This window comes from Vibrio sp. HS-50-1 (assembly GCF_024747315.1).
GTDB classification, from domain to species: domain Bacteria; phylum Pseudomonadota; class Gammaproteobacteria; order Enterobacterales; family Vibrionaceae; genus Vibrio; species Vibrio diabolicus.
In genome coordinates, this window is the sequence record NZ_JAMPZF010000007.1 from 294,241 (window position 1) to 319,698 (window position 25,458).

At 45.7% G+C, this 25,458-nt stretch carries 20 protein-coding genes; 7 read left to right on the forward strand and 13 right to left on the reverse strand.

Features of this window, described 5'->3' with window-relative positions:
* Nucleotides 1-114 precede the first annotated feature (114 nt).
* The 10 genes from NDJ01_RS07075 to hrpB form a co-directional block, all read right to left on the reverse strand.
* Nucleotides 115-1,146 carry an ABC transporter ATP-binding protein gene (locus tag NDJ01_RS07075; protein ID WP_005396732.1) on the reverse strand — a complete coding sequence of 344 codons (1,032 nt, stop codon included), beginning with the start codon at nucleotides 1,144-1,146 and terminating at the stop codon, nucleotides 115-117.
* The gene (locus tag NDJ01_RS07080; protein ID WP_161443498.1) at nucleotides 1,146-2,771 is read right to left on the reverse strand and encodes an iron ABC transporter permease; all 1,626 of its coding nucleotides are present in this window, start codon (nucleotides 2,769-2,771) and stop codon (nucleotides 1,146-1,148) included. The genes NDJ01_RS07075 and NDJ01_RS07080 overlap by 1 nt, the downstream gene beginning before the upstream one ends.
* Before the next feature lie 99 nt (nucleotides 2,772-2,870).
* A complete protein-coding gene (locus NDJ01_RS07085) occupies nucleotides 2,871-3,884 on the reverse strand; it encodes a Fe(3+) ABC transporter substrate-binding protein (protein ID WP_005386566.1) in 1,014 nt (337 codons plus the stop codon).
* Between the two features lie 152 nt (nucleotides 3,885-4,036).
* A complete protein-coding gene (locus tag NDJ01_RS07090; RefSeq protein ID WP_046875065.1) occupies nucleotides 4,037-5,266 on the reverse strand; it encodes an ammonium transporter in 1,230 nt (409 codons plus the stop codon).
* A gap of 27 nt (nucleotides 5,267-5,293) precedes the next feature.
* Nucleotides 5,294-5,632 carry a P-II family nitrogen regulator gene (locus NDJ01_RS07095; protein WP_005396729.1) on the reverse strand — a complete coding sequence of 113 codons (339 nt, stop codon included), beginning with the start codon at nucleotides 5,630-5,632 and terminating at the stop codon, nucleotides 5,294-5,296.
* Between the two features lie 188 nt (nucleotides 5,633-5,820).
* Nucleotides 5,821-6,189 (reverse strand): YacL family protein, encoded by a 369-nt coding sequence (locus tag NDJ01_RS07100; RefSeq protein WP_012841428.1) that lies wholly within the window; start codon nucleotides 6,187-6,189, stop codon nucleotides 5,821-5,823.
* Between the two features lie 99 nt (nucleotides 6,190-6,288).
* Nucleotides 6,289-8,886, reverse strand: coding sequence for a bifunctional aconitate hydratase 2/2-methylisocitrate dehydratase (gene acnB, locus NDJ01_RS07105; RefSeq protein WP_258586487.1), 2,598 nt, complete (start codon nucleotides 8,884-8,886; stop codon nucleotides 6,289-6,291).
* Nucleotides 8,887-9,154: 268 nt separating this feature from the next.
* The gene (locus NDJ01_RS07110) at nucleotides 9,155-11,485 is read right to left on the reverse strand and encodes a patatin-like phospholipase family protein (protein ID WP_053809213.1); all 2,331 of its coding nucleotides are present in this window, start codon (nucleotides 11,483-11,485) and stop codon (nucleotides 9,155-9,157) included.
* A gap of 122 nt (nucleotides 11,486-11,607) precedes the next feature.
* Nucleotides 11,608-13,980 carry a penicillin-binding protein 1B gene (gene mrcB / locus NDJ01_RS07115; RefSeq protein WP_005396725.1) on the reverse strand — a complete coding sequence of 791 codons (2,373 nt, stop codon included), beginning with the start codon at nucleotides 13,978-13,980 and terminating at the stop codon, nucleotides 11,608-11,610.
* A complete protein-coding gene (hrpB, locus tag NDJ01_RS07120) occupies nucleotides 13,973-16,441 on the reverse strand; it encodes an ATP-dependent helicase HrpB (RefSeq protein ID WP_258586488.1) in 2,469 nt (822 codons plus the stop codon). The genes mrcB and hrpB overlap by 8 nt, the downstream gene beginning before the upstream one ends.
* 66 nt (nucleotides 16,442-16,507) lie before the next feature.
* Here hrpB and sfsA point away from each other — a divergent pair, with 66 nt between their 5' ends.
* From sfsA to panC, 7 genes are all read left to right on the forward strand, one after another.
* Nucleotides 16,508-17,224, forward strand: coding sequence for a DNA/RNA nuclease SfsA (gene sfsA / locus NDJ01_RS07125; protein WP_047008970.1), 717 nt, complete (start codon nucleotides 16,508-16,510; stop codon nucleotides 17,222-17,224).
* A gap of 136 nt (nucleotides 17,225-17,360) precedes the next feature.
* A complete protein-coding gene (gene dksA / locus NDJ01_RS07130; RefSeq protein WP_005386584.1) occupies nucleotides 17,361-17,807 on the forward strand; it encodes an RNA polymerase-binding protein DksA in 447 nt (148 codons plus the stop codon).
* Nucleotides 17,808-17,903: 96 nt separating this feature from the next.
* Nucleotides 17,904-18,767, forward strand: coding sequence for a tRNA glutamyl-Q(34) synthetase GluQRS (gene gluQRS, locus NDJ01_RS07135; RefSeq protein WP_047008971.1), 864 nt, complete (start codon nucleotides 17,904-17,906; stop codon nucleotides 18,765-18,767).
* A gap of 101 nt (nucleotides 18,768-18,868) precedes the next feature.
* Complete coding sequence (pcnB, locus tag NDJ01_RS07140; protein ID WP_046875073.1) at nucleotides 18,869-20,236, forward strand: polynucleotide adenylyltransferase PcnB; 1,368 nt, start codon at nucleotides 18,869-18,871, stop codon at nucleotides 20,234-20,236.
* Nucleotides 20,233-20,718 (forward strand): 2-amino-4-hydroxy-6-hydroxymethyldihydropteridine diphosphokinase, encoded by a 486-nt coding sequence (gene folK, locus NDJ01_RS07145; protein WP_005396720.1) that lies wholly within the window; start codon nucleotides 20,233-20,235, stop codon nucleotides 20,716-20,718. The genes pcnB and folK overlap by 4 nt, the downstream gene beginning before the upstream one ends.
* 24 nt (nucleotides 20,719-20,742) lie before the next feature.
* On the forward strand, nucleotides 20,743-21,537 hold the full coding sequence (gene panB / locus NDJ01_RS07150) for a 3-methyl-2-oxobutanoate hydroxymethyltransferase (RefSeq protein WP_005396718.1): 795 nt from the start codon (nucleotides 20,743-20,745) through the stop codon (nucleotides 21,535-21,537).
* Nucleotides 21,538-21,548: 11 nt separating this feature from the next.
* A complete protein-coding gene (gene panC, locus NDJ01_RS07155) occupies nucleotides 21,549-22,454 on the forward strand; it encodes a pantoate--beta-alanine ligase (protein WP_258586489.1) in 906 nt (301 codons plus the stop codon).
* Between the two features lie 55 nt (nucleotides 22,455-22,509).
* On the opposite strand, the gene NDJ01_RS07160 is transcribed toward panC, so the two are convergent.
* From NDJ01_RS07160 to NDJ01_RS07170, 3 genes are all read right to left on the reverse strand, one after another.
* The gene (locus NDJ01_RS07160) at nucleotides 22,510-23,439 is read right to left on the reverse strand and encodes a Kdo(2)-lipid IV(A) acyltransferase (RefSeq protein WP_258586490.1); all 930 of its coding nucleotides are present in this window, start codon (nucleotides 23,437-23,439) and stop codon (nucleotides 22,510-22,512) included.
* 127 nt (nucleotides 23,440-23,566) lie between these two features.
* Nucleotides 23,567-24,337 carry an ABC transporter permease gene (locus NDJ01_RS07165; RefSeq protein ID WP_005396714.1) on the reverse strand — a complete coding sequence of 257 codons (771 nt, stop codon included), beginning with the start codon at nucleotides 24,335-24,337 and terminating at the stop codon, nucleotides 23,567-23,569.
* Entirely contained in the window at nucleotides 24,338-25,255 is a 918-nt protein-coding gene (locus NDJ01_RS07170) for an ABC transporter ATP-binding protein (RefSeq protein WP_005396713.1), read from the reverse strand.
* Between the last annotated feature and the right edge of the window lie 203 nt (nucleotides 25,256-25,458).

Consider the following 25,458-nt stretch of genomic DNA (forward strand, 5'->3'; position numbering starts at 1 on the left):
GAGCACTTCGGCTACGCTTGTCATGTAATTCAAGCTGTCGCTAAGGGGAAGAATACTTGCCCGGCATCACTGCCGGGCTTTTTTATTGTGTAGGAAGGCATAAGAGAATAGTAATTATGCGAATGCCAGCACGCCCTGCGTTTCAATTTTCACTGCAACAGACTCACCAATATTTAATGCCTGCGATGCTGTAGCCAACAAACGGTCGCCATTCGCATCAATCACGTAACGGCAATGGTCACCCATAAAGTGCTGCTCCAGCACCGTTACTGAGCTCTCTTCATCGGATTGAATTTGCACATGTTGCGGCCTTAGCAACAAAGAGCATTCAGACTGCACTGGGATCTCTTGTTGGGCTGTGGCTTCAACCACACCCAAGTGGGTTTCATATTCTGAATCCGAAACTCGTTTAGCGGCAAGATAGCTACCACCACCTAAGAAATCCGCAACAAACTTACTTGAAGGCTGGTAGTAAAGCTCAGATGCCGTACCATACTGCTCGATAACACCATTGTTCATCACTGCCATTTTATCCGCGAAGGCAAAAGCCTCTTCACGGCTATGTGTAACAAAAATAGCAGTCACGCCTTGCGCCTTAAAAATCTTACGTATCTCACTTATCAACTCATGGCGAACTTGCGTATCAATATTAGAGAACGGCTCATCTAGCAACAATAAGTCTGGGCTATAAGCTAATGAGCGAGCAATCGCAACACGCTGCTGCTGTCCACCAGACAACTGATGTGGATAACGATCGCCATAGCCTTGCAAATGCACGAGCTCGAGCATCTCTTGAACTTTGCCATTTTTCTCTTTTGTCGAGTAATGCTTTAAGCCAAAGGCAATATTTTGCTCCACCGTCAGGTGAGGAAAAAGCGCATAATCTTGGAAAATCATCCCTATATTACGCTGTTCTGGTGGCAACCAGTTCTCCCCATCATCAATCGTGACGCAATTTAAGCTCATTTCACCTGACGTTAATGGCAATAGCCCTGCAACGGCTTTTAATAGTGTTGTTTTTCCGCAACCACTTGCACCTAGTAAACAAACAATTTGCCCTTGTTCCACCTCAAGAGATAATGATTCGAGTACGGTTTGATCATCATATTGGCAAGTTAGGTTTTTAATTGATAATGCGCAGCTCATCAGTGATTTTGCTCCAGTGAACGGTTAACAACAACAAGCGGGATCAACCCAACAAGAACCAACAGAACCGCAGGCAAAGCGGCCAATTCTAAATGCTCATCCGAGGCGAAGTTATAAACGTATGTGGCTAGTGTTTCAAAGTTAAATGGACGAAGTAATAGAGCCGCATTGAGCTCTTTCATCGACTCGATAAACACTAACAGAGCCGCAATCAGTGCACCACGTTTAACCAGCGGAAAGTGCACACGCCACAGCATGGCATTAGGCTTACAACCCATGGTGCGAGACGCCATATCTAACGAAGGCGAAATTTTATTTAAATTACTTTCGATACTACCAATCGCCACCGCTGAAAAGCGCACAACCATGGCAAAAACCAGGGCGAACATGGAGCCAGAAAAAATAAGTCCCGGTCTTCCCCATTCCATGGCTTTAGCAAGGTCGTTGACGCGGTGATCCATAAACAGTACTGCGACCATCACACCAATCGCTAATACGGTGCCTGGCACTGCATACCCCATCGAAGAAAGACGCATAAATGCCAAGCTTTCGCGCTTGCCATTGACGCGATGGGTAAAGTTAACGATCAGTGCGACAGCAACACCAATAATGGCGGCAATAACCGACACGACCAAACTATTCCATGCGTATTCGCGAAACTCGGGGGTCCAACTCTGCGCAAAATAAGTGATCGCATAATCAATCAGCTGTAGTAGCGGCAAAATAAAAGCGACTGAAACCAAGCCCCAACACCAAACCAGTGCGGTCCACTTTTTCCAGCCCGTCAACTCGTAACGAAAATCTTCGTGACTGTTAAATTGGCTTTGAAAAAGCTTTTGTTTACGGCGGCTGTATCGTTCGGCACTAAGAAGCAGTACTACAATGACGAGCATCATGGCAGAAATCTTGGCTGCCGCATTAAGATTAGAGTACCCCAACCAAGTATCGTAGACCGCTGTGGTTAACGTATTCACCGCGAAGTAACTTACCGTACCAAAGTCACCGATGGTCTCCATTGCGACCAATGATAAACCTACTGCGATAGAGGGTCTTACTAACGGCATCGAGATGCGCCAAAAGCTTTCCCATGGAGAGCACTTGAGCAAACGCGCGCTTTGCAATAAAGATACATTTTGCTCCATAAACGCAGCCCGGCACAATAAATACACGTAAGGATACAACACCAAAGCCAACACAAAGGTCGCACCAGGCAACGTACGAATGTCAGGGAACCAATACTCGCCAGGTCCCCATCCGGTTACATCACGCAAAAAGATCTGAATCGGGCCTGCAAAATCAAACCAATCAGTAAAAATATAACCAATGATATAACCTGGCATTGCAAGAGGTAGCACCAATGCCCACTGCAACCATTTTTCGGTCGGCAGTTTACACATGGCCATTATCCAAGCGCTTGGAATACCAAGAATTAAGGACAGCACCATTACGCCAACAGTTAGCGCAACCGTGTTAAAAATATAAGTCGGCATGACCGTTGCCATTAAATGAGCAAACAAATCATCCGTTTCACCAATTGCGGTGTAGAAGATCGCTAAGATCGGCAAAACCAGTAGCAGAGTTATTACCCCACTACTGGTTTTCCATAAAGAGTGTTTATCTTTCATCGCCTAATTACTGCAAGGCTGTATGAAATACAAATGCTGTTGCAAATACATCTCATATCCTTTAATCAAATGGGGGTACTGTTATACCCCCACAAGGAATTAAAGGTCAAATTTCACTTCATCTAATAGCTTAATTGCCGCTTCGTGGTTGGCTGCAATATCGTCTAGAGAAAGCTTGTCTGCTTTAAAGTCACCCCAAGATTCCACAAGCTCAGAACGCTTCACGCCTTCTTTAACTGGGTACTCGTAGTTAACTTCTGCGTACATTTGCTGCGCTTTGTCACCCGTTAGGAATTCCATTAGCTTCACAGCATTGTCTTTGTTTGGAGAGTACTTAGCCATCGCCATACCAGAGATATTCACGTGAGTGCCTGTAGTCTCTTGGTTAGGGAAGTTGATGTAAACTGCATCAGCCCAAGCTTTTTGCTCTTTGTCGTTAACCATTTTACCTAGGTAGTAGCTGTTACCTAGAGAAACATCACATAGGCCTTCTTTGATCGCTTTAACTTGTGCACGATCGTTGCCTTGTGGTTTGCGAGCAAGGTTTGCTTTCACGCCTTCTAACCACTCTTTGGTTTCTGCTTCGCCATTGTGAGCAATCATTGCTGAAACTAGAGAAACGTTGTACGGGTGCTTACCGCTACGAGTACAAATTTTACCTTTGAACTCTGGCTTAGCTAAGTCTGCGTAGTTGAAATCTGCGCCTAGTTTACCTACGCGATCACGTGATGAATAAACGCTACGAGAACGTAGAGTTAGAGCAAACCACTCATTCTCTTTATCTTGGTATTGAGCAGGTACGTTTTCTTCAATGATTTTGCTATCGACTTTCTGAACTAAACCTTTGTTTGTCAGTTCAGCTAGACGGCTGATGTCTGTCGTAAGAATAACGTCAGCAGGGCTGTACTCGCCTTCTTGAGCTAGCTTTTCTGCTAAGCCTTTTTTAGCAAATTTTACGTTTACTTTGATGCCAGTTTCTTTAGTGAACTCGTTGAACATAGGCTCAACTAGGAAAGGTTGACGGTAAGAGTAGACGTTCACTTCTTCAGCAGCCATTGCTGTTGGAGCTAAGGTTGCGCAAGTTAATGCTGAAAGAGTTAGCAGTTTTTTCATTGTTTAATCCTTTACCATGCTAATGATAACGTTTATCAGTTGCGTTATTATATGTATGTTCAATAAGAAGACAATGACAAATATTAAAAAACCTGCTCATCGGAGCAGGTTTTTATATGTTGAGAGTGTAACTATTTATTACAGGCTATTGGTTACTTCACAGTGACAAATTCTGGGTACGCACCGACGCCACAATCATGCATGTCCATACCTTCCATTTCTTCATCTTCCGTGACGCGAATTCCAACGGTTGCTTTCAAGATAGCCCACACAACTAGGCTGGCACCAAATACCCAAGCAAAGATAACGACAGCACCTAAAAGCTGTGCACCGAATGTAGCATCGCCGTTACTTAGTGGCACAACCATCAAACCAAAGAAGCCACAAACACCGTGCACTGAAATCGCACCGACTGGGTCATCAATTTTCAGTTTATCTAGGCCAATGATGCTGAATACGACTAGCGCGCCAGATACTGCACCGATAGCAACCGCATATAATGGCGATGGTGATAGAGGATCTGCAGTGATGGCAACCAAGCCAGCTAGCGCACCATTGAGAATCATCGTTAAATCCGCTTTGCCCCAAGTTGTTTTACATACAAATAGCGCCGCAATAGCACCTGCAGCAGCTGCTGCGTTGGTGTTTAGGAAGATCTGACCTACCGCTGTTGCGTTCTCAAAGTCTGAAACCATCAACTGAGAACCACCGTTAAACCCAAACCAACCAAACCAAAGGATGAAAGTACCTAGTGTTGCCAAAGGCATGTTTGAACCTGGAATCGGGTAGATTTCACCGTTTTTGCCATATTTACCTTTACGAGCACCAAGAAGCAATACACCAGCGAGAGCTGCAGAAGCACCAGCCATATGTACGATACCTGAACCTGCAAAGTCGCTAAATCCAGCTTCTGCTAGGAAACCACCGCCCCATGTCCAATAACCTTCCATTGGGTAGATAAATGCGGTCAAAATCGCAGAGAAAACCAAGAAAGACCAAAGCTTCATACGTTCAGCCACCGCACCAGAAACGACAGACATTGCGGTTGCAACGAAGACGACTTGGAAGAAGAAATCAGACTCTAGAGAGTGATCAGCCCCTTCACCTTGAGTACCAATCAGCGCACCAAATGAAGGTAACCAGCCTCCTTCCCCGTTGTCGACATACATGATGTTGTAACCAACGATCAGAAACATCGTACATGCAATTGCGTACAAACAGATGTTCTTCGTAAGAATTTCTGTTGTGTTCTTAGAGCGCACAAGACCAGCCTCTAGCATCGCAAAACCAGCTGCCATCCACATTACCAACGCACCGGAAATGAGGAAGAAAAAGGTGTCAAGTGCGTAACGTAACTCGGTTACTGTTGTTGTTAATTCCATAATAAGTTTCTCCAATCCCTTGAATTCTTAAAGTGCTTCTGCGTCCATTTCGCCCGTTCGGATACGCACCGCTTGGTTCAGGTCGTAGACAAAAATTTTACCGTCACCAATCTTTCCTGTTTGCGCAGCTTTTGTAATCGCTTCAACCACTCGCTCAACATTATCCGCGTGAGTAGCGATTTCAATTTTCACTTTTGGTAGGAAATCGACCTGATACTCAGCGCCGCGATACAGTTCCGTGTGGCCTTTTTGACGACCAAACCCTTTAACTTCTGATACCGTCATCCCTTCGATACCGACGTTAGCCAATGCTTCTCGCACATCGTCTAATTTAAACGGCTTAATAATGGCATTGATTATTTTCATTCAATTCTCTCCGAAGCTTTCATCCTGAAACACTTCTAATAATCCAATCTACGTGCCAAGTTTTTAAGTCATTGAATAATAAAAACTAACGTCAATTTACATATCTATAAACAAAAAGGGCGCACCATATCGGTGCGCCCTTTTCACAAATTTAAAGCAACAGAAGGAAAGTTACCCAAAACTGTGCACTAAATGTTCAAAAAGTCTTTCCATCGCTCGATAAGAATCATGAAGTCCTCTATTCCACAGCTTGCTGTACTTTCTGCATTGTAGAAATCGAATTCACTTTCCATCTCAACATCATGGTCATGGGCCAATGCGTTTTCTTGCACTAGGACTTCATCGCCCTGAATCATCAAGCTAATTTCTGTACCTGTTAGGTTATGCTCTTGAGAAGGCGCTGAAAATGACTGCTCAATTAACTTTTCAACCTGAGCAATCTTCATAGGATCTTTGCCAATTTCTTCTTGCAGCCAGCGCCCAACAATCTCATGCCCCATGCTGCATTTTACGTAGTACTCGCCCATTAACGTGTTACGGATGAATTCAAATTCCATCGAGATTGCCTTTTCGTATCAATTTGGTGCGGAGTATAGCGAATTGCACCCATAAAAAAAGCACCTCGTTTGAGGTGCTTTTTAATTGTGCAGTTAAGCTTATGCAGGCTCTTGGAAGATCACTTCATCCGCTTTCTTGGTGTACTGATCCATTTTATGGAAGTTCAAGTAGCGGTAAGTATCTGTAGCGGTTGCATCAATTTGCTTCGCATACTCCAAGTACTCTTCTTTGGTTGGAATCTTACCAAGGATTGCACCTACGGCAGCTAGTTCCGCAGACGACAGGTAAACATTCGCACCAGTACCTAGACGGTTCGGGAAGTTACGCGTTGAGGTCGACATCACTGTTGATTTGTCTGCAACACGCGCTTGGTTACCCATACACAGTGAACATCCTGGTGTTTCGATTCGAACCCCAGCACGGCCAAAGATACCGTAATAACCCTCTTCCGTTAGCTGATCCTTGTCCATCTTCGTTGGCGGAGCGATCCATAGACGAGTTGCAAGCTGTCCGTTGAACTTATCTAGCAGCTTACCAGCAGCACGGAAGTGACCGATGTTCGTCATACAAGAACCGATGAACACTTCATCAATCGCTGTGCCTTGTACTTCAGACAACAAGCGAGCGTCATCCGGATCATTTGGTGCACATAGTACTGGCTCATTGATTTCAGCCATATCGATTTCAATAACATGTGCGTATTCAGCGTCTTTATCCGCTTGCATCAGCTCAGGATTTGCTAGCCACTCTTCCATCGCTGTAATACGACGTTCGATAGTACGGCGGTCACCGTAACCTTCAGAGATCATCCACTTCAGCATCACGATGTTAGAGTTTAGGTACTCTTCGATCGACTCTTGCGACAGTTTCACAGTACAACCTGCCGCCGAACGCTCAGCAGAAGCATCAGACAGCTCAAATGCTTGCTCAACAGTTAGCGTTTCTAGGCCTTCAATCTCAAGGATACGGCCAGAGAATTCGTTGATCTTGCCCGCTTTCTCTACCGTTAGTAGACCTTGCTGAATCGCGTAGTAAGGGATGGCATGAACAAGGTCACGCAGTGTGATACCCGGTTGCATTTCACCTTTAAAGCGAACCAAGATTGACTCAGGCATATCTAGTGGCATAACGCCTGTCGCAGCAGCAAAGGCAACCAAACCCGAACCTGCTGGGAATGAAATACCTAGAGGGAAACGAGTATGCGAGTCACCACCAGTACCGACAGTATCCGGCAGTAGCATACGGTTTAGCCATGAGTGGATAATACCGTCACCCGGGCGAAGAGATACGCCACCGCGGTTCATGATAAAGTCCGGAAGTGTGTGGTGCGTGTTTACGTCTACTGGTTTTGGATACGCAGAGGTGTGACAGAAAGACTGCATGACAAGGTCAGCAGAGAAGCCGAGACACGCCAAGTCTTTAAGTTCATCACGAGTCATAGGGCCAGTAGTATCTTGCGAACCTACTGTCGTCATCTTCGGCTCACAGTAGGTACCAGGGCGAATGCCTTCTACGCCACACGCTTTACCAACCATTTTCTGTGCAAGCGTGTAACCCTTGCCAGAATCTGCGATTTCACCAGGTTTACGGAATACATCCGAAGGCTCAAGACCTAGCGATTGACGCGCTTTGTCTGTCAAACCACGACCGATGATCAATGGGATACGACCGCCAGCACGAACTTCATCAATCAGTACTTCCGTTTTCAGCGAGAACTCAGCTAAAACTTCACCTGTTTCGTGATTACAAACTTTACCTTCATATGGGTAAACATCGATAACATCGCCCATGTTGAGCTTAGTCACGTCGACTTCGATTGGTAGTGCGCCCGCATCTTCCATTGTGTTGAAGAAGATAGGTGCAATTTTACCACCAAGCACATAACCACCAGCACGTTTGTTTGGAACGTAAGGGATATCATCTCCCATGAACCAAAGTACTGAGTTGGTTGCAGATTTACGTGAAGAACCAGTACCAACAACATCACCAACGTAAACCAATTGGTGACCTTTGTCTTTCAATTCTTCAATTTGCTTGATCGGACCAATATTGCCCGGTTGATCAGGATTGATGCCTTCACGCTCGTTCTTCAGCATCGCAAGTGCGTGCACTGGGATATCAGGACGAGACCAAGCATCAGGTGCAGGTGAAAGGTCATCCGTGTTCGTTTCACCTGTTACTTTAAATACAGTTAGAGTGACTTTTTCTTCAAGCTTAGGCTTAGAAAGGAACCACTCAGCATCAGCCCATGACTGAAGTACTTTCTGTGCATGCGCATTGCCTGCTTTTGCTTTCTCTTCTACATCATAGAAAGCATCAAACATCAGAAGTGTATGAGACAGTGCTTCTACAGCAATCTCTGCCAGTGCTTCGTCATCAAGTAGCTCAACTAGCGGCTCGATGTTGTAACCACCTTGCATAGTGCCTAGCAGTTCAGCCGCTTTTTCACGACTCACTAATGGTGATTTAACTTCACCTTTTGCTACTGCTGTTAGGAAACCCGCTTTTACATAAGCAGCTTCATCAACACCTGGAGGGATACGGTTTTCAAGTAGGTCAAGAATGAACTCTTCTTCACCTTGCGGGGGATTTTTCAGAAGTTCTACAAGTCCAGCAACTTGTTCTGCGTCTAGCGGTTTAGGAACAACTCCTTCAGCAGCACGCTCTTCGACGTGTTTACGGTAGGCTTCAAGCACGACTTTTTCCTCTCATTGCGGTTCCTCCTCTATTATTACTATTGTTAAAGTAAAGGAGTGAACATCCTTGGAAACTTGGCTCTCCATTGCCCTTGTTTTCATTCAATTATGATTGAGAAACAGCGCCGTAGAGGCCAAACTGTGGGCAAAATAATAGCAAATTTAACCTTAAATTAAAATCTTATCATTTTGACCAACATAGCAACTTACGACTAAAGTTCTGCTAATTTTGACCAAATATGCCAAGTTTTTGCTTTCTCATACCCGATTAATTAAACGATGTTCCTACGATCAAATACACAGCATCCAAACCTTGCTCGGTACGACCGTATGCCAACATTATTGGTCCTATTGGTGAGTCAACACCGAAGAAGATGGAGCCTGCATTGTAAAGCGGCGCTTCGTTTAGTTTCAGATCATTATCAGACCAAACACCGCCATATTCGACCGATGCGCCCAGGTAGACTGGAGCTTCAAACAATCCGAAATCATTATCAAACCACTTATATCGGTACACCAAGCTACTAAAAAACAGGTTCTGTCCAATCAAGCTATTTCTTGGGATACCAGATAGGTTTAAAAAGCCGCCTAACTCTCTCGGATCAAGCGGAACCGATGAGTTTTTACTTTCTACAAAGCTATATTCTGCATGTCCGACTAAAGTATGACGCTGATGACTCACTGCACCTTTAAATCGTGCAGAGATTTCATACACGGTATCTTCAATAATTTTGTCAGTCTCTAAAAGGCTAACGCCTTGAGGACTTTGATCATGAGACACTAAATATTCGAGATCGACTAAAAGTCCACGAGTCGGAAATGCGAAATCATCAAGTGTATCTAGGCGATAGTTGGCAAACAGGCCACGACGTTCAAAATCCAATTTACCAGCAGAAGCCAAAGTAGAAAGCTCAATATCTCCGGTTGAGTAGCGAGCGCCAAATCGAAGTTCTTGCCACAATGTGGGTTGGATACCTATCGCTAACTCTGTTGTAAAATCATCGTAAGTGACCGGAAAAAAGTCATTTACTGACTCTAAATCTGGTGCTTGAGGCTCTGTTAAAGGTAAGTTTCGGCTCTCACTGCCATAGGAAATTCGCCCCGATACAAAAAGTTCTTGGCTAGATAAAACAGGAGAATACAACTCAGCTTCAATCAGCTTATCCGTGCCCATTTCTACGTTGAACGCCAACTCCGCGCCATGAGAGTTTAAATTGGTAAAGTTGGTCGATATTCCTATGCCGTACTGGCTATCTGTATCGAAGTCATCTTCAAGAAAAAATCGGAAGTTGAGATAATTAGGCCCCCACGACTTCTCGTTAACATCAAAAACCAACAATGTCTTACCATCAACATCTTCAAAGTGATAAGTGATTAACTCAAAACGATCCAACGCATAGAGATTTTCAACAGCTTTTTCTATTTCAGCCGTTGGAATACGACGACCTGTTTTCAATTGAATACGGTTAGTAAGTAATACATCACTGTAGTGGGTGTTATTCACTATCACAATGTCATCAACAATGCGTTTATCACCGTAAACCAGCGTCTTACGTACCTCTTGCTTGTGATCGATGTACTTTTGGTATTCTGCGTTCGATAAACTTAGACCAAGCAGCTTATCTTCAAGCTGCTTGGTAATATCGTAGCCCGCTTGAAAAGCCCAAGGCATTTTGTCGAACTCGACGGTTTCCATGGTGCCCACATTGGGACGAATATAAATATCTTGAGGTTCAAGCTCGTCCACTTGCTGTTGTGTACTACGACGAACGAGATAGTTAGAGAGTTGGTCCGCGACAGTAAACAGCCCGGTAAATTCATCTTCGGTTTTGTAGTCGGTGCTAATATCGACAGCAATAACAACATCTGCCCCCATGGCGCGAGCCACATCGACAGGCATGTTATTAACGACGCCACCATCGACAAGCATATGGCCATTGAGCTTATAGGGAGGGAGCGCTCCTGGTACAGACATACTGGCCATCATGGCGTCCACAAGGTAGCCATTGCCAAGAACCACTTCCTCTAGCGCAAGAATATCTGTCGCCACAGAGCGATAAGGAATGGCAAGATCATCAAAAGAATCGAATCGCCCTAAGTTCCCTGTAGTCTCACGCAATACTCGCAACATGTTCTGGCCTTGCACCACACCCGTTGGTGCTCGTACCTCACCGAACCTTAAGCCGAGGTCGGTATTAATTTGGTAGCGGTCTTCATACTCTTTGTCACGAACTCGACGTTGGCTACGGTCAACACGATCTCGATAACCGCTGCCCCAATCGACGGTGTAGATAAAACTCTCGATTTCATCAGCACTCATACCCGTGGCATAGAGCCCACCCACATAGGCGCCCATACTGGTACCGGTCACAATATCGACAGGGATCTGCATTTCTTCCAATGCTTTTAAAACCCCAATGTGTGCCGCCCCTTTCGCTCCGCCACCAGCGAGCACAACCGCCACCTTTGGTCGAGGTTCCAAGTCATCCGTTTTTGTTGGAGAGTTTGCGAGGGAAACAGAAGGAGTGATCATCAAAAAGGTACTAACCCAAAGCGCAAAGTTGCGAACCGATGGGCTTGATAACAGCTTTTTGAACATTCACTTCTTCCTTTATTGAATATCTGATCAAGTAGGGCGTGCTAGCAGTACTGTACTAACACGCCCTAATATGTACTAAGAATTAATCAGATAAACAAGCTAATGTTGTTGATTTGGCGATGCTACCAATCAAATAAGCTGTTAAGCCAGTTTGATTTCTTCTCACACTGCTGCTTTATTTGACCCGTTTTATCCCAAACTGGCAGTTTATAATCACTACGACAGTTCATTTCTAAACCACCATCTGATGTCGGCTTAAATCCTAACGTGGTGATCTCTCTTGGCCATGGAAGCTCTAAACGCTCAGGAATGCGTTGCTTCAAATACTCTGCGTACACTCGTAATGCACCGCTCGACCCCGTTAGATGAACCGGTTTGTTATCGTCGCGGCCTAGCCAAATTGTCGTCACTTCACGGCCATCAACACCGACAAACCAGCTATCGCGGTTATCGTTACTGGTACCCGTTTTTCCTGCCAGTGCAGCCCAACCAAACTGGCTTTGTAAGAAGCGGCCTGTACCTTGAGCAACCCCCTGTTTCATCGCGTAGGTCGTTAGCCATGCTGCTTGCTCATCCACGGCTCTTGATGAACGAGGCAAGGATTGATACAGCACATTACCTTCCATATCCATCACTGAACGCAGAGCGGTCAGTTTCGCACGTTTGCCTGAGTTCGTCAGTGTCTGATACATCTGCGCGACTTCAAACGGCGTCAAAGAAAACGAGCCCAAAAACATCGAAGGCACTGGGCGGATTTCGTCTTTGTTGACGCCCAAACGCTCTAAAGTATCGGATACTTCTGGGATACCAAGCGCCATGCCTAAGCGCACAGTTGGCACGTTGAGTGACTTCGCTAAAGCAATGTAGAGTGGCACATCACCACGGTATTTTCGGTCGTAGTTGCGCGGTGTCCATACATTACCTTTACTGCTTTTCAGGCTTAGCGGCGTGTCGTGCAGCGTCGTGCCTAGGTTATATTTTTCCGGCTGTTCTAGAGCCGTCAAGTAAATCGCTGGTTTAACTAGAGAACCAATTGGACGACTGGCATTGAGCGCGCGGTTAAAACCTTCATAACCAACACGTTTACCGCCAACCATGGCACGGATTTCACCACTATGACGATCAACCGCAACAGCGGCAGCTTCCAATTCTTTACCGCCTCGTTTAGCTAGCTCCGGGATCTTTTTCGCGATGGCTTGCTCCATTTTGCTTTGCGATACCGGATCCAGAGACGTAAACACGCGCAGCCCGGTTTCCGCTTTAAATCGCTCCCCCACTTTTTCTTTCAATTCAATGCTCAATTGTTGGAAATAAGCGGGCTGACGGCTCGCAATACGTGGTTTGCTCTGCGTATCAAGCGAACGACTGACGGCTTGCTCATACTGCTCAGATGTCAGCATGTTTTGCTGCATCAACAAACGTAATACAAGATCGCGACGCTCTTTCGTGCGCTCAGGGTAACGAATTGGATTGTAGTAAGATGGTCCTTTTACCATCCCAACTAACATCGCCAACTGATCGATTCGCAGCTCTTGGATCGGTTGTCCAAAGTAATAACGCGATGCCAAGCCAAACCCGTGGATCGCTTCACCACCGCTTTGCCCCAGGTACACTTCGTTAAGGTAGGCTTCCAAAATACGATCCTTGCTGTAACGGTAATCCAAAATTAACGCGATATACGCTTCTCGAACTTTACGCCACAGCGTTTTATCACGGGTCAAAAATAGGTTTTTCGCTAACTGCTGAGTTAGCGTACTACCACCTTGAACAGTACGACCCGCTTTAATGTTTGCAACCATTGCTCGTGCAATCGCGAGTGGAGACACCCCATCGTGTTGATAAAAATCCCGGTCTTCGGTCGCAAGCAGTGCATCAACTAAAATTTCTGGGAACTGATCACGACGCAAGAACAGACGCTGCTCATCTTGATCTTTCTCCAGCATCCCCAACATCTTCGGTTCTAAGCGTAAGTAACCAAGATCACCTCGGGACTCTAAAGACTGAATACGCTGTAAGCCAGAATCTGAAAAATGGAGCATCACGTGACGATCCGGTTCAGGACCATCGGCAAATTCAAATGGACGACGGATCAGCTCAATACGAGTGGAAGAAGAAGAGTACTCACCAGGATAGCGAGGCTGACTTACCTTACGGTAATTCAGTACATCCAGCTCGTTGCGCAGTTCTTGAATGGTGATATTTTCACCCGGATTTAAGTTCAAGATGCGAGCATAAACCACCGTTGGCAGTTCAAACAGCTGACCTTCAAAGCGCTCTTTCACGACACTATCTAAGTAAATCCCAACAAACAGCAAAACAGCGGCAAGCGCAACACCGGCTTTCCAGCTAAATGACCACAAAACTTTCAGCCACGAACGTTTCTCGTTAGCCGGCTTTTTACTCGGTGTGCGTCGAGTCGGTTTTGTCGTTCCTTTATTGGTTGTACTTTTCTTCGCTGGCGCTTTTTTCGCGCTAGGCTTCTTGCTGTTAGTCATTATTCAATTGTCTTTTTGTTTTCGTAGTTGCTACATGATTGGCAGGGTCATCTGGCCAAACGTGTTTTGGGTAGCGCCCTTTCATCTCTTTTTGAACGTCTTTATAGCTTCCGTTCCAGAAAGCCGCCAAGTCAGACGTCACTTGCAGCGGACGTTGTGCCGGCGAAAGCAGTTCAAGCACTAAACGCTTACGACCAAGCGCTACCGTAGGGGAGCCACTCTCACCAAATACCTCTTGCATACGCACCGATAATTTCGGCTCATGGCCATACTGGTAACGGATACGCTTCTTTGAACCTGTAGGCAGTTGGTAATGCTCTGGTAACCATTCATCCAGTTGTTGATTGAGTGGCCAACCTAATCGAGCGTTCAGCGCTTCGACCAAGTTTATCTTGCTCAAATCGTTAACCGAACTGACGGACGTCATGTACGGCTCTAACCACTCTTCTAATGAATCCAACAAACTGGCTTCATCAAACATTGGCCATGATTGCTCGGGTAACCATTCCACCGCACAACGAACCCGAGCCAACAAGCTCTCCGCTGCCGGTGTCCAGTTTAGACTCTGTAAGCCCTGGCGGCGGACATACGTGAGTAAAGCTTGTGTCATTTTTTCTTTGCCAGGGCTTGGCAAAGGCTCGCGTTCAACCACCAGCTGACCGAGTTTTGTTTGTCGCTCAGCCATTAGACGCCCTCTTTTTTCATCCCAGTCTACAACTTCTTCAGACGAAAATAGCGCTTCAAAGGTCGCTCGCAATATATTGACATCCAATTCACATGCCGAATGAATTTGACTGGAGTTAGAATGAGAACGCATTAAGTCAACGGCAACCAAATACTCACAGCCACCTAGCATGTCTTCCTGACGACATTCTGCACCATGACCATTAGCCAAAGTAAATCGCCCAAATTGATTTGTGCGCTGCTGCGCAATGCGATCTGGAAATGCCAAACTTAACACCAGCGGTAATGCCTCTTCATCCACGCCTTTCAGGTCAAATACCGTATCTAATTTGTACGCCAGAGATTGAGCACGCTTGAACAACATCGACTTTTTTGGATGAGTACCAACAAGCCAACGATGCAAACTATGAGCGATATTGGTGACGTTTCTTTCTGGCTCTTCAATCAGTGCGACCGCCGCCAAAGCAGCATTTAACATCTTATCACTGTAAGATTGCGCTTTAATTAGCATCGCAGCCGCACGAGGCTCGACGCCTAGTTCATGCGCCTGTTTTCCTTCGGACGTTAATTGCCATTTTTCCGTCAGTAGTCCCAATGACACCAATAGCTGCTTCGCTTGTTCCAATGACGCATTAGCGGGAACATCAAGCCACTTGAGATCGTGGATATCACTCGCTCCCCAAAAGGCCAGCTCCATGACTAAGCTCGATAGATCGGAATGCAAAATTTCAGGTTGGGGAACCAGCGGTTGCTGCTTGAACTGACTTTCAGAATAAAGACGAACACAAATGCCCTCTTCGATCCGCCCTGCTCGTCCTGCACGCTGAATCGCTGAAGACTGTGCAATGCGTGTTTGCTCTAAGCGTGTTAAACCGTTTTTCAAATCAAACCGGGCAATACGCTCTAACCCAGAATCAACCACAAGGCGAATGCCTTCAATCGTCAGTGAAGTTTCTGCGATGTTGGTCGCGAGTACGACTTTACGCTTGCCGTGTTCTGCCAGCGTGATGGCTTTTTGTTGCTCAGTAAAGCTCAGTTGCCCGTAAAGCGGACACACTTCAATATCATCCGCCAAATGAGATAAACGTTCTTCGACTTGTTTAATGGCCCCAACGCCCGGTAGGAAAGCCAACAAAGAGCCGGACTCTTTGTTCATAAGACTTTCTATTGTTTTTGCCATACTCGTAGGTAAATGATCATTCACACCTAACGGTTGGTAACGCATGTCTACGTCGAAACTGCGTCCTTCTGATTCAATGTAACTGGCTTCCGGCAACAACGACTGTAAGGCTTGTTGATCAAGCGTTGCCGACATTACCACCAGCTTGAGATCGTCTCGCAATGCCTCTTGAACTTCTAAACTGAATGCCAAAGCGGTATCGGCATGAATGCTGCGTTCATGAAACTCATCAAAGATCAGCAGATCAACACCATCCAGTTCAGGGTCCGTTTGGATCATCCTGGTCATGATCCCTTCGGTCACGATCTCTAGCTGCGTTGCAGAACTTACCTTTGCCTCGCCACGAACTCGATAACCCACGCGTTGCCCTACTTGCTCTCCCAATTGCTCAGCAAGATAACGGGCTATGTTACGCGCCGCGAGTCGTCTTGGCTCAAGCATGATGATTTTTCCAGCAACCGAATGATTTAAGAGTAACTGCAAAGGGAAGTAAGTCGACTTACCGGCACCAGGCGCCGCTTTTAAGATCACTTGATGTTGATTTTTGACCGCCGTCAGCAACTCAGGCATCACGGCTTCAATCGGCAATTGTGACAAAGGAAATACCTTATGGTGTAATGGTGGCAATATTGTACATAAAAAAATTTTTGTCTAAATAAGCAAATGCATTTCACACCCGCTTTAGAGTCCGCCACTCTACTCAAACGCTATAAACGCTTTCTTGCCGATATCGAGTTCGATACTGGTGAAATCCGTACTATCCACTGCGCAAACACTGGCGCTATGACAGGCTGTGCGACACCCGGAAACAAAGTTTGGTTTTCCACTTCCGACAACCCGAAACGAAAATATCCCAATAGTTGGGAGTTGAGTGAAACCGAACAAGGCCACCGCATTTGTATCAATACCGCGCGCGCCAACCAATTAGCCGTTGAGGCTATTGAAAATAATGTCATTTCAGAGCTTTGTGGTTATGACACACTTCAAACTGAGGTGAAATACGGTAATGAAAATAGCCGAATTGATATCTTGCTCAGCGCAGACAACAAGCCAAAGTGCTATATAGAAGTGAAAAGCGTCACTCTTCTTGATGAGACCGACTCTATTGGACAAGGATACTTCCCAGATGCGGTCACGACTCGGGGACAAAAGCACCTGAGAGAGCTCACAGAAATGGCACAAAATGGAAGTAGAGCCATACTTTTATTCACTGTTTTACATTCAGGTATTGAAAAAGTATCCGCGGCGCACCATATAGACGCGAAATATTCACTATTACTCAAACAAGCACAAGACGCTGGAGTGGAAGTTCTCTGCTACAAAGCTGAACTGAGCGATACTGGAATGAAGCTGATTTCCGCTATTGATTTTATCAATTAAGAGAAAAAATGATGTCGTCTTCACATTGACGATAACTTTGCGATTCAGTATTTGCTTGCACCGCCTCTTTTTGCTATAGATACCCGCCTTAAATTGACTGCGTAGCAGTTGACTAGGTGTAAGTAGGAGATGCTGTATGCCAGAATCAAAGAAGAAAACGATAGGCATCCTAGCCATTGCCGGCGTGGAGCCATATCAGGAAAAACCTGGTGAAGAGTACATGTCACCAGAGCAGGTTGAACACTTTACGAAAATCTTAACAGCTTGGCGCGACCAGCTGAGAGCTGAAGTGGATCGTACCGTTCACCACATGCAGGACGAAGCAGCAAACTTCCCAGATCCAGTTGACCGCGCCTCTCAAGAGGAAGAGTTCAGCCTAGAACTGCGTAACCGCGACCGCGAACGCCGTTTGATCAAGAAGATTGAAAAGACTTTGGATAAAATCAAAGAAGACGATTTTGGCTTCTGTGAGTCTTGTGGCGTAGAGATTGGCGTTCGCCGTCTTGAAGCACGTCCAACCGCTGACCTATGTATTGACTGTAAAACACTTGCAGAAATCAAAGAGAAGCAAATGCAAGGTTAATCAACCAAGCATTATGATTATTGAAGGGAGCTCAGGCTCCCTTTTTGTTTTGACTACCTTTGCATCCCATTTGTTTACTAAATTCGAGATACACGCATGACACGCTATGTAGGTCGATTCGCCCCATCTCCTTCTGGTCCTTTACATTTTGGTTCACTGATTGCCGCTCTTGGCAGCTATTTTCAAGCGAAAGCACACAACGGAACCTGGTTAGTACGTATTGAGGACTTGGACCCACCAAGAGAAATGCCAGGTGCGGCGCAACTTATCCTAGATGCGCTCAAAGCCTATCAGCTGCATTGGGATGGAGAGGTGGTATACCAGAGTGAACGTCATGACCTTTACCAAGCTCAAATAAACACATGGCTCGAAAATGGTGAAGCCTATTATTGCCAATGTACTCGAAAGCAAATTAAAGAGCATGGCGGGTTTTATCCTGGCACTTGCCGCGATAAAAACTTGAAAGACGGCGCGATTCGCCTAAAAATGACCAAGCCTGTCGCTCATTTCTTCGATCAGAAGCGTGGAACAATTAAGATTCCAGAGCAACTCGTTAATGAAGATTTCATTATTAAACGTCGAGATGGATTATTTGCTTATAATCTTGCGGTAGTATTGGACGACATCGACCAAGGCGTCACCGAAATCGTGCGTGGTGCAGACTTAATCGAGCCAACAGGGCGTCAAATCAGTCTGTACCAGATACTTGGGCAGCCTGAAGTCAGCTACTTGCATTTACCATTGGCGATGGACAACAACGGCAATAAACTGTCGAAACAAAATCACGCGACGGCTATTGATATAGAGACACCAAAGCCTACTCTATTACGCGCCATGACATTTTTGGGCTTCGAGATACCTGAAGCCATAAAAGCGGCCAACATAGAAGAGATTCTTCGTTGGGGCTGCGAAAACTGGCGTTTGGAACAGCTTCCAACAGAGATCGAGATCACACCGTGATTCTCAAATGGCATTGTGTAGGCTATCATTAGCCGCAAATTAGGCCCTAGAGGCGCAAAAACTAACCAAAGCAAGATTGGACTAAACCCAGTTATTGCCAGATGCACATGAATACAAACGACTATACACCAAGCGAACCTGCCACTATTCCAGAGCTCGCTCTCAATGTAATAACTCGTGAAGAGCACAACATTTCGCGTAAGCAGATCAGTGATAATGCACTGAAGGTACTGTACCGCCTAAATGGTGCTGGTTTCGATGCTTTTCTTGTGGGTGGCGGGGTTCGAGACTTACTGCTTGGACAGAAACCAAAAGATTTTGACATTGCGACCAACGCAACGCCGGAACAGATCAAACAGCTATTTCGTAACTGCCGTTTGATTGGTCGCCGCTTCCGCTTGGCTCACATTATGTTTGGCCGAGATATCATTGAAGTAGCGACATTCCGCGGTCACCACCAAGAGCAAAAGAATAAGAGCATCTCTCAGCAATCGAAAGAAGGAATGCTGCTGCGGGACAATGTCTACGGCACCATCGATGAAGATGCTGAGCGCCGTGATTTCACGATTAACTCGATGTACTACAACATCGCGGATTACTCGATTCACGACTACGCACGTGGTATTGAGGATTTAGAAGATCGCCTCATTCGACTGATTGGCGATCCAGAAACACGCTACCGTGAAGATCCAGTACGTATGTTGCGTGCGGTTCGCTTCGCGGTAAAGCTGGACTTTGATATTGAAGAAGACACCGCGGCACCAATCGAACACATGGCACCGTTGCTCGGTGACATTCCGTCAGCGCGTCTTTTTGAAGAGTCACTCAAGTTATTGCAATCCGGTCATGGCTTAGAAACCTACCACCTACTGCGTGAGTACAACCTATTCCAACAGCTCTTCCCGACGATTGCAGCGCACTTTACAGAAGATTACTCCTCTCACACTGAGCAAATGTTGGATCTTGTCCTAGATTCTACCGACATGCGCATCGAAGATGGGAAACGCATCAATCCAGCATTTATGTTTGCTGCAATGCTGTGGTACCCACTGTGTGCGAAAGCTGATGAACTGATGGAAGAGCGCAACCTAGGCCATTACGACGCTATTATGGAAGCGAGTAACATCATTCTTGATGAACAAGTTCGTACAATTGCCATTCCAAGACGCCACACCGCAACCATTCGCGAGATTTGGCAGTTACAGCTTCGTCTTCCACGACGCAACGGTAAACGTGCATTCCGTCTTATGGAGCTCAATAAATTTAGAGCTGGCTTTGATTTTCTTGAAATGCGCGGTGAAATTGAAGGTGGTGACACTCAGAAGCTTGCCAAGTGGTGGGAAACTTTCCAAAATGCAGGCCGAGAAATGCGTCAAGCAATGGCTGCCGACCTAGACGGTCAATCACCGAAGAGTGGTCAGCGCCGCCGTAAAACCTATCGCAAGAAAAAGAGTAAGCCTAAGTCATGATCACAGCGTACATTGCGGTAGGCAGTAACTTGGCTGATCCTGTCAGCCAAGCGAAGCAAGCGATTGAAGCGTTAAAAACGCTGCCTAAATCAGAATTTGTTCAGGCTTCTTCGCTATACAGCAGCACGCCAATGGGACCACAAAACCAACCGGATTACATCAATGCGGTTGTGTCGATTAACACCAGTTTGACGCCTCTTGAGTTGCTCGATTGCACACAAGCCATTGAGCAAGAACAAGGGCGTGTCCGTAAAGACGAACGTTGGGGACCAAGAACCTTGGACCTCGACATTGTTCTTTATGGCAATGAGGTGATTAATTCCGAGAGGCTGATCGTTCCTCATTATGGAATGAAAGAGCGTGAATTCGTACTCTACCCTCTTGCGGAAATTGCACCAAGTTTACAACTCCCCGATGGGACCGAGGTCTCTAAACTACTGGAACAAGTAGATAGAAACGGCCTCAGTATCTGGCAGTCATAGCCAACTCCTAGTAAGGATAAAACCATGAAAAAAATGACCATCAACGACCTAATCAAGTGGAAGCAAGAAGGTCGTAAATTTGCTACTTCAACCGCTTATGATGCGAGCTTTGCCCAACTGTTTGAAAGCCAAGAAATGCCAGTACTTCTTGTTGGTGATTCTCTAGGTATGGTTTTGCAAGGTCACAACGATACTCTGCCAGTAACGGTCGATGATATCGCTTACCATACTCGTTGCGTACGCGCAGGTAGCCCAAATTGTTTGTTGATGGCTGACATGCCATTCATGAGCTACACCACGCCAGAGCAAGCTTGCGAAAATGCGGCTACACTGATGCGTGCTGGTGCCAATATGGTGAAAATTGAAGGTGGTGACTGGCTAGTCGACACTGTAAAAATGCTCACTGAACGCTCGGTTCCAGTTTGTGCTCACCTTGGTTTAACTCCTCAAGCCGTGAATATTTTTGGTGGTTACAAAGTTCAAGGTCGCGATCAAGAAAAAGCGGACCGCATGGTGAAAGATGCGTTAGCACTACAAGAAGCAGGCGCTCAAATCGTCTTACTAGAGTGCGTGCCTGCTGAGCTTGCTGAGCGTATTACGCAAGTGCTCGACGTGCCTGTTATCGGTATTGGAGCTGGTAACGTGACAGATGGTCAAATTCTCGTGATGCATGATATGTTCGGTATCTCTGCCAACTACATGCCGAAATTCTCCAAAAACTTTCTTGCTGAAACAGGTGATATGCGCAAAGCCGTTGCTAAATACATTGAAGATGTAGCCAACGGTGTATTCCCAGACGACGCTCATACCATTGCCTAGAGGATAAATGCATGCAAACTTTTGCGGAAATCTCAGCAGTTCGTGAACACCTTAAAACCTTTAAACGTGAAGGTCGTAAAATTGCGTTTGTCCCAACCATGGGCAACCTTCACGAAGGTCACTTAACTTTAGTGCGTAAAGCACGCGAACACGCTGATATCGTTGTCGTAAGCATCTTTGTTAACCCGATGCAGTTTGATCGTGCAGACGATTTAAATAATTACCCACGTACGCTAGAGGAAGACTTAAGCAAGTTGACCTCTGAAGGGGTCGATGTGGTATTTACGCCAACACCAGAAGTTATCTATCCTGAAGGGCTTGATAAACAAACGTTTGTTGATGTTCCGGGTCTATCGACAATTCTTGAAGGGGCTTCACGCCCAGGTCATTTCCGTGGCGTCACAACCATCGTAAACAAGCTATTTAACATCGTTCAGCCAGATGTGGCCTGTTTTGGTGAGAAAGATTTTCAACAACTTGCGGTTATCCGCAAGATGGTTGTCGATCTTGCGATGGACATTGAAATCATTGGTGTACCAACCGTACGTGAAATGGACGGGTTAGCTATGAGCTCACGCAATGGTCTGCTTACACTTGACGAACGTCAACGTGCGCCAGTGCTTGCTCGTACAATGCGTTGGATCAGCAGTGCCATTCGCGGTGGCCGAGATGACTACGCATCGATCATCGAAGATGCGAGCGACCAACTTCGAGCTGCAGGTTTGCACCCTGATGAGATCTTCATTCGTGATGCTCGTACTTTACAAGTGATCACGCCAGAAACGACACAAGCCGTCATTCTGATGTCTGCGTTCTTAGGCAAAGCTCGTCTTATCGATAACCAAACGGTAGATATGGTTGTCGAAGCGAAGGAAGAAGCAGAGTCTAGTAATACAAACTCAGAGAGCGCAGAGTAAGCTCTGAGCCATCAAGGCGTAAAAAGGTCGACTCTTAGTCGACCTTTTTTATGTTCTACGTATAGACGCAATCTAACCCTTCAGGGCGTGTTTTAAACCGCTTGTGCAGCCACATCCACGCTGGAATATCACGTTTTATCATTTTCTCGAGTTCTTGATTCAAGATACTTGCCGCTTTAATCGCATTACGCCTCTCGAAACGCTCACTGATATCTTTTCCAATATACAACGTGTAATGGTGATTCTTGCTCACTGTGACGCCAGATATGACCGCACACTTTGTTGCGTCTATAAGCACACTAGAGCCCACGGTACTCGCGGCTTGTTCAACAGCAAAGAACGGCGCAAAAACAGAATGGCTGACGCCATAATCATGGTCGGGCAAATACCACAGTCGATGACCATTTTTCAGAATTTTGAGCATTGATTTAACGTCTTTTCGATCAATCATTTGATGCCCAAAACGAGTTCGACCTCGATGTTGAATAAACTCATAAGCAGGGTTCGTGTTTGGGCGATACACACCGTAACCTTTGGCAAACTGGCTAAAAATACGAGCGGTTATCTCCAAGTTTAAATGGTGACTGCACACCACCAACACACCACGGCCATTCTTTTCCTCAGCGAGTAAACGATCTTTTCCAACAGTAGAGGTTATCCGACGAATCCGCCAATCTGGCCAAAACCACGCTATGCCCGTTTCGATGATCGCCATTCCCGTATATTGAAAGTTTTTTCGTACTACGTCCTTACATTGCCAATCCGTAAAATCAGGGAAACACAGCTGGAGATTACGCAGAGCGATCTTGTGTCGGCGCTTCATTACATGCATCGCAACACAACCGATGCCTCTACCTAAGATTTGCAACACCACGTAAGGGAGTAGATTTACAATAACCGCTAGAGAGCCAAATGCTAGCCATACAGACCAATATTTGGGCTTAAGTAACTGATAGGAGAAAGGCGGCGGCGGGACAATATTCATAGGATCACTCATTTATTACAAATGATTAAAACCTATCATGATAAAAACTGAAAGATTGTATGGGTATGTATTGTTATGCATGCCAAAGAGCAGCATGATTCGCTGCTCTTTGTTGTGTGGGAGAGTCTTAGCTTCTTAGCCCAATACCTTTCGTTACTAAGTAATGAGCAACGGCATACAGCGCTATCACAAACACCGCAAGCACACTGAATGAAGTGACAATACCTACATCCGATACGCCTAAAAAACCATAACGGAACGCATTCACCATGTAGACGATTGGGTTAATCTTAGAGACACCTTGCCAAAATTCAGGCAGTAAGCTGATGGAATAAAAAACACCACCCAAGTAGGTTAACGGGGTCAACACAAATGTAGGAATGATCGAAATATCATCAAACGTTTTTGCATAGACCGCATTGATCAGCCCGCCTAGAGCAAATACAACTGATGTCATGAAGACGGTCGCAACAATAATACCCCAGTGTTCAACTTGCAGATCCACAAACAATAGAGACACACAGGTAACAATAGCGCCTACTAACAAACCTCGAGTCACACCGCCCATTACGTATCCAGCAATAATCACGTAATTTGGCACCGGTGCCACCAGCAGCTCTTCAATGTTCTTCTGTAGCTTTGCACTAAAGAACGAAGACGCCACATTCGAGTATGAATTGGTGATAACCGACATCATGATCAAACCTGGAACTATGTACTCCATGTAGCTAAAGCCGCTCATCTCACCGATTCGAGAGCCAATAAGATTACCGAAAATGATGAAATACAGTGTCATTGTGATTGCAGGCGGAACTAAAGTTTGCACCCAAATACGCGTAAAACGGGTGATCTCTTTGCTCAGCAAGCTACGAAATGCCGTCCAATATAAACCGTACATTTACTTACTCCCTTCTCTTACAATGCTAACAAACAACTCTTCCAGTCGGTTGGCTTTGTTACGCATTGAAAGAACTTTAATACCATGCTCTGTTAACTGACTGAACACTGAATTCAATCCTTGGCTTTTATCTAGCTCTATCTCTAAAGAGCCATCAACAATACTTTGTCGATTGACGCCTTCAAGCTCAGGCACCTCGCCTTCAGATTCAATGTCTAGGATAAATGTCTCGACGCTTAACTTACCTAGCAACGCCTTCATGGTGGTGTTTTCGATCAACTCACCTCGGTTAATAATGCCGATATTTCGACACAGCATCTCCGCTTCTTCTAGGTAGTGCGTCGTCAAAATAATCGTAATCCCTTGCTCTTGGTTGATCTCTTTCAGAAATTCCCACATTGAGCGGCGTAGTTCAATGTCCACCCCAGCCGTTGGTTCATCCAAAATGAGTAACTGCGGTTCGTGCATCAAAGCTCGGGCGATCATCAAACGGCGCTTCATCCCGCCAGATAAATTACGGGCACGCTCTTTACGTTTTTCCCATAAATCGAGTTTTTTCAGGTACTTTTCAGCTCGTTCTTTGGCTAATACTTTAGACACACCGTAATAGCCCGCTTGCTGCATCACAATTTGCTCAACGGTTTCAAACTGATTGAAGTTGAACTCTTGTGGCACCAAGCCTAAATTCTGTTTGGCCAACTCAAGGTCGGTATCAATGTCATAACCGAAAACTTTCGTCGTTCCAGAAGTTTTGTTCACTAAGGAGGAGATGATGCCGATCGTGGTCGATTTTCCTGCACCATTGGGACCCAGAAGCGCGTAGAAGTCACCTTTTTTCACTTGGAGACTAATACCTTTTAACGCCTCAAAGCCACCTGCATACGTCTTGCGCAGCTGTTCAATTTCTAATGCGTACATAAGGTCTTGATTGCCGTTTGTTTGTGATTACTAATACCGACTCGATGTTTATCAGCGGTTTACTACGAAATCGCCTTGGGTATTGTACTGGAGGTCCATCAGTTTATCGTTGAATAACGATGATTACAATTAAACCTTTCGATAATATTGGAAATATAGTCCCTATCAACGTAAAGGTTATCTGCAAGTAAGGAAAAGTTAGG

Bases quoted from the DNA above. Each gene is read 5' to 3' on its own strand.
- sfsA (WP_047008970.1), top strand. From the start codon at position 16,508: ATGCATTTCACACCCGCTTTAGAGTCCGCCACTCTACTCAAACGCTAT.
- folK (WP_005396720.1), top strand. From the start codon at position 20,233: ATGATCACAGCGTACATTGCGGTAGGCAGTAACTTGGCTGATCCTGTC.
- pcnB (WP_046875073.1), top strand. From the start codon at position 18,869: ATGCACATGAATACAAACGACTATACACCAAGCGAACCTGCCACTATT.
- NDJ01_RS07085 (WP_005386566.1), bottom strand. From the start codon at position 3,884: ATGAAAAAACTGCTAACTCTTTCAGCATTAACTTGCGCAACCTTAGCT.
- NDJ01_RS07165 (WP_005396714.1), bottom strand. From the start codon at position 24,337: ATGTACGGTTTATATTGGACGGCATTTCGTAGCTTGCTGAGCAAAGAG.
- panC (WP_258586489.1), top strand. From the start codon at position 21,549: ATGCAAACTTTTGCGGAAATCTCAGCAGTTCGTGAACACCTTAAAACC.
- NDJ01_RS07080 (WP_161443498.1), bottom strand. From the start codon at position 2,771: ATGAAAGATAAACACTCTTTATGGAAAACCAGTAGTGGGGTAATAACT.
- dksA (WP_005386584.1), top strand. From the start codon at position 17,361: ATGCCAGAATCAAAGAAGAAAACGATAGGCATCCTAGCCATTGCCGGC.
- mrcB (WP_005396725.1), bottom strand. From the start codon at position 13,980: ATGACTAACAGCAAGAAGCCTAGCGCGAAAAAAGCGCCAGCGAAGAAA.
- NDJ01_RS07160 (WP_258586490.1), bottom strand. From the start codon at position 23,439: ATGAATATTGTCCCGCCGCCGCCTTTCTCCTATCAGTTACTTAAGCCC.
- NDJ01_RS07095 (WP_005396729.1), bottom strand. From the start codon at position 5,632: ATGAAAATAATCAATGCCATTATTAAGCCGTTTAAATTAGACGATGTG.
- panB (WP_005396718.1), top strand. From the start codon at position 20,743: ATGAAAAAAATGACCATCAACGACCTAATCAAGTGGAAGCAAGAAGGT.
- NDJ01_RS07075 (WP_005396732.1), bottom strand. From the start codon at position 1,146: ATGAGCTGCGCATTATCAATTAAAAACCTAACTTGCCAATATGATGAT.
- NDJ01_RS07170 (WP_005396713.1), bottom strand. From the start codon at position 25,255: ATGTACGCATTAGAAATTGAACAGCTGCGCAAGACGTATGCAGGTGGC.
- NDJ01_RS07110 (WP_053809213.1), bottom strand. From the start codon at position 11,485: ATGTTCAAAAAGCTGTTATCAAGCCCATCGGTTCGCAACTTTGCGCTT.
- NDJ01_RS07090 (WP_046875065.1), bottom strand. From the start codon at position 5,266: ATGGAATTAACAACAACAGTAACCGAGTTACGTTACGCACTTGACACC.
- gluQRS (WP_047008971.1), top strand. From the start codon at position 17,904: ATGACACGCTATGTAGGTCGATTCGCCCCATCTCCTTCTGGTCCTTTA.
- NDJ01_RS07100 (WP_012841428.1), bottom strand. From the start codon at position 6,189: ATGGAATTTGAATTCATCCGTAACACGTTAATGGGCGAGTACTACGTA.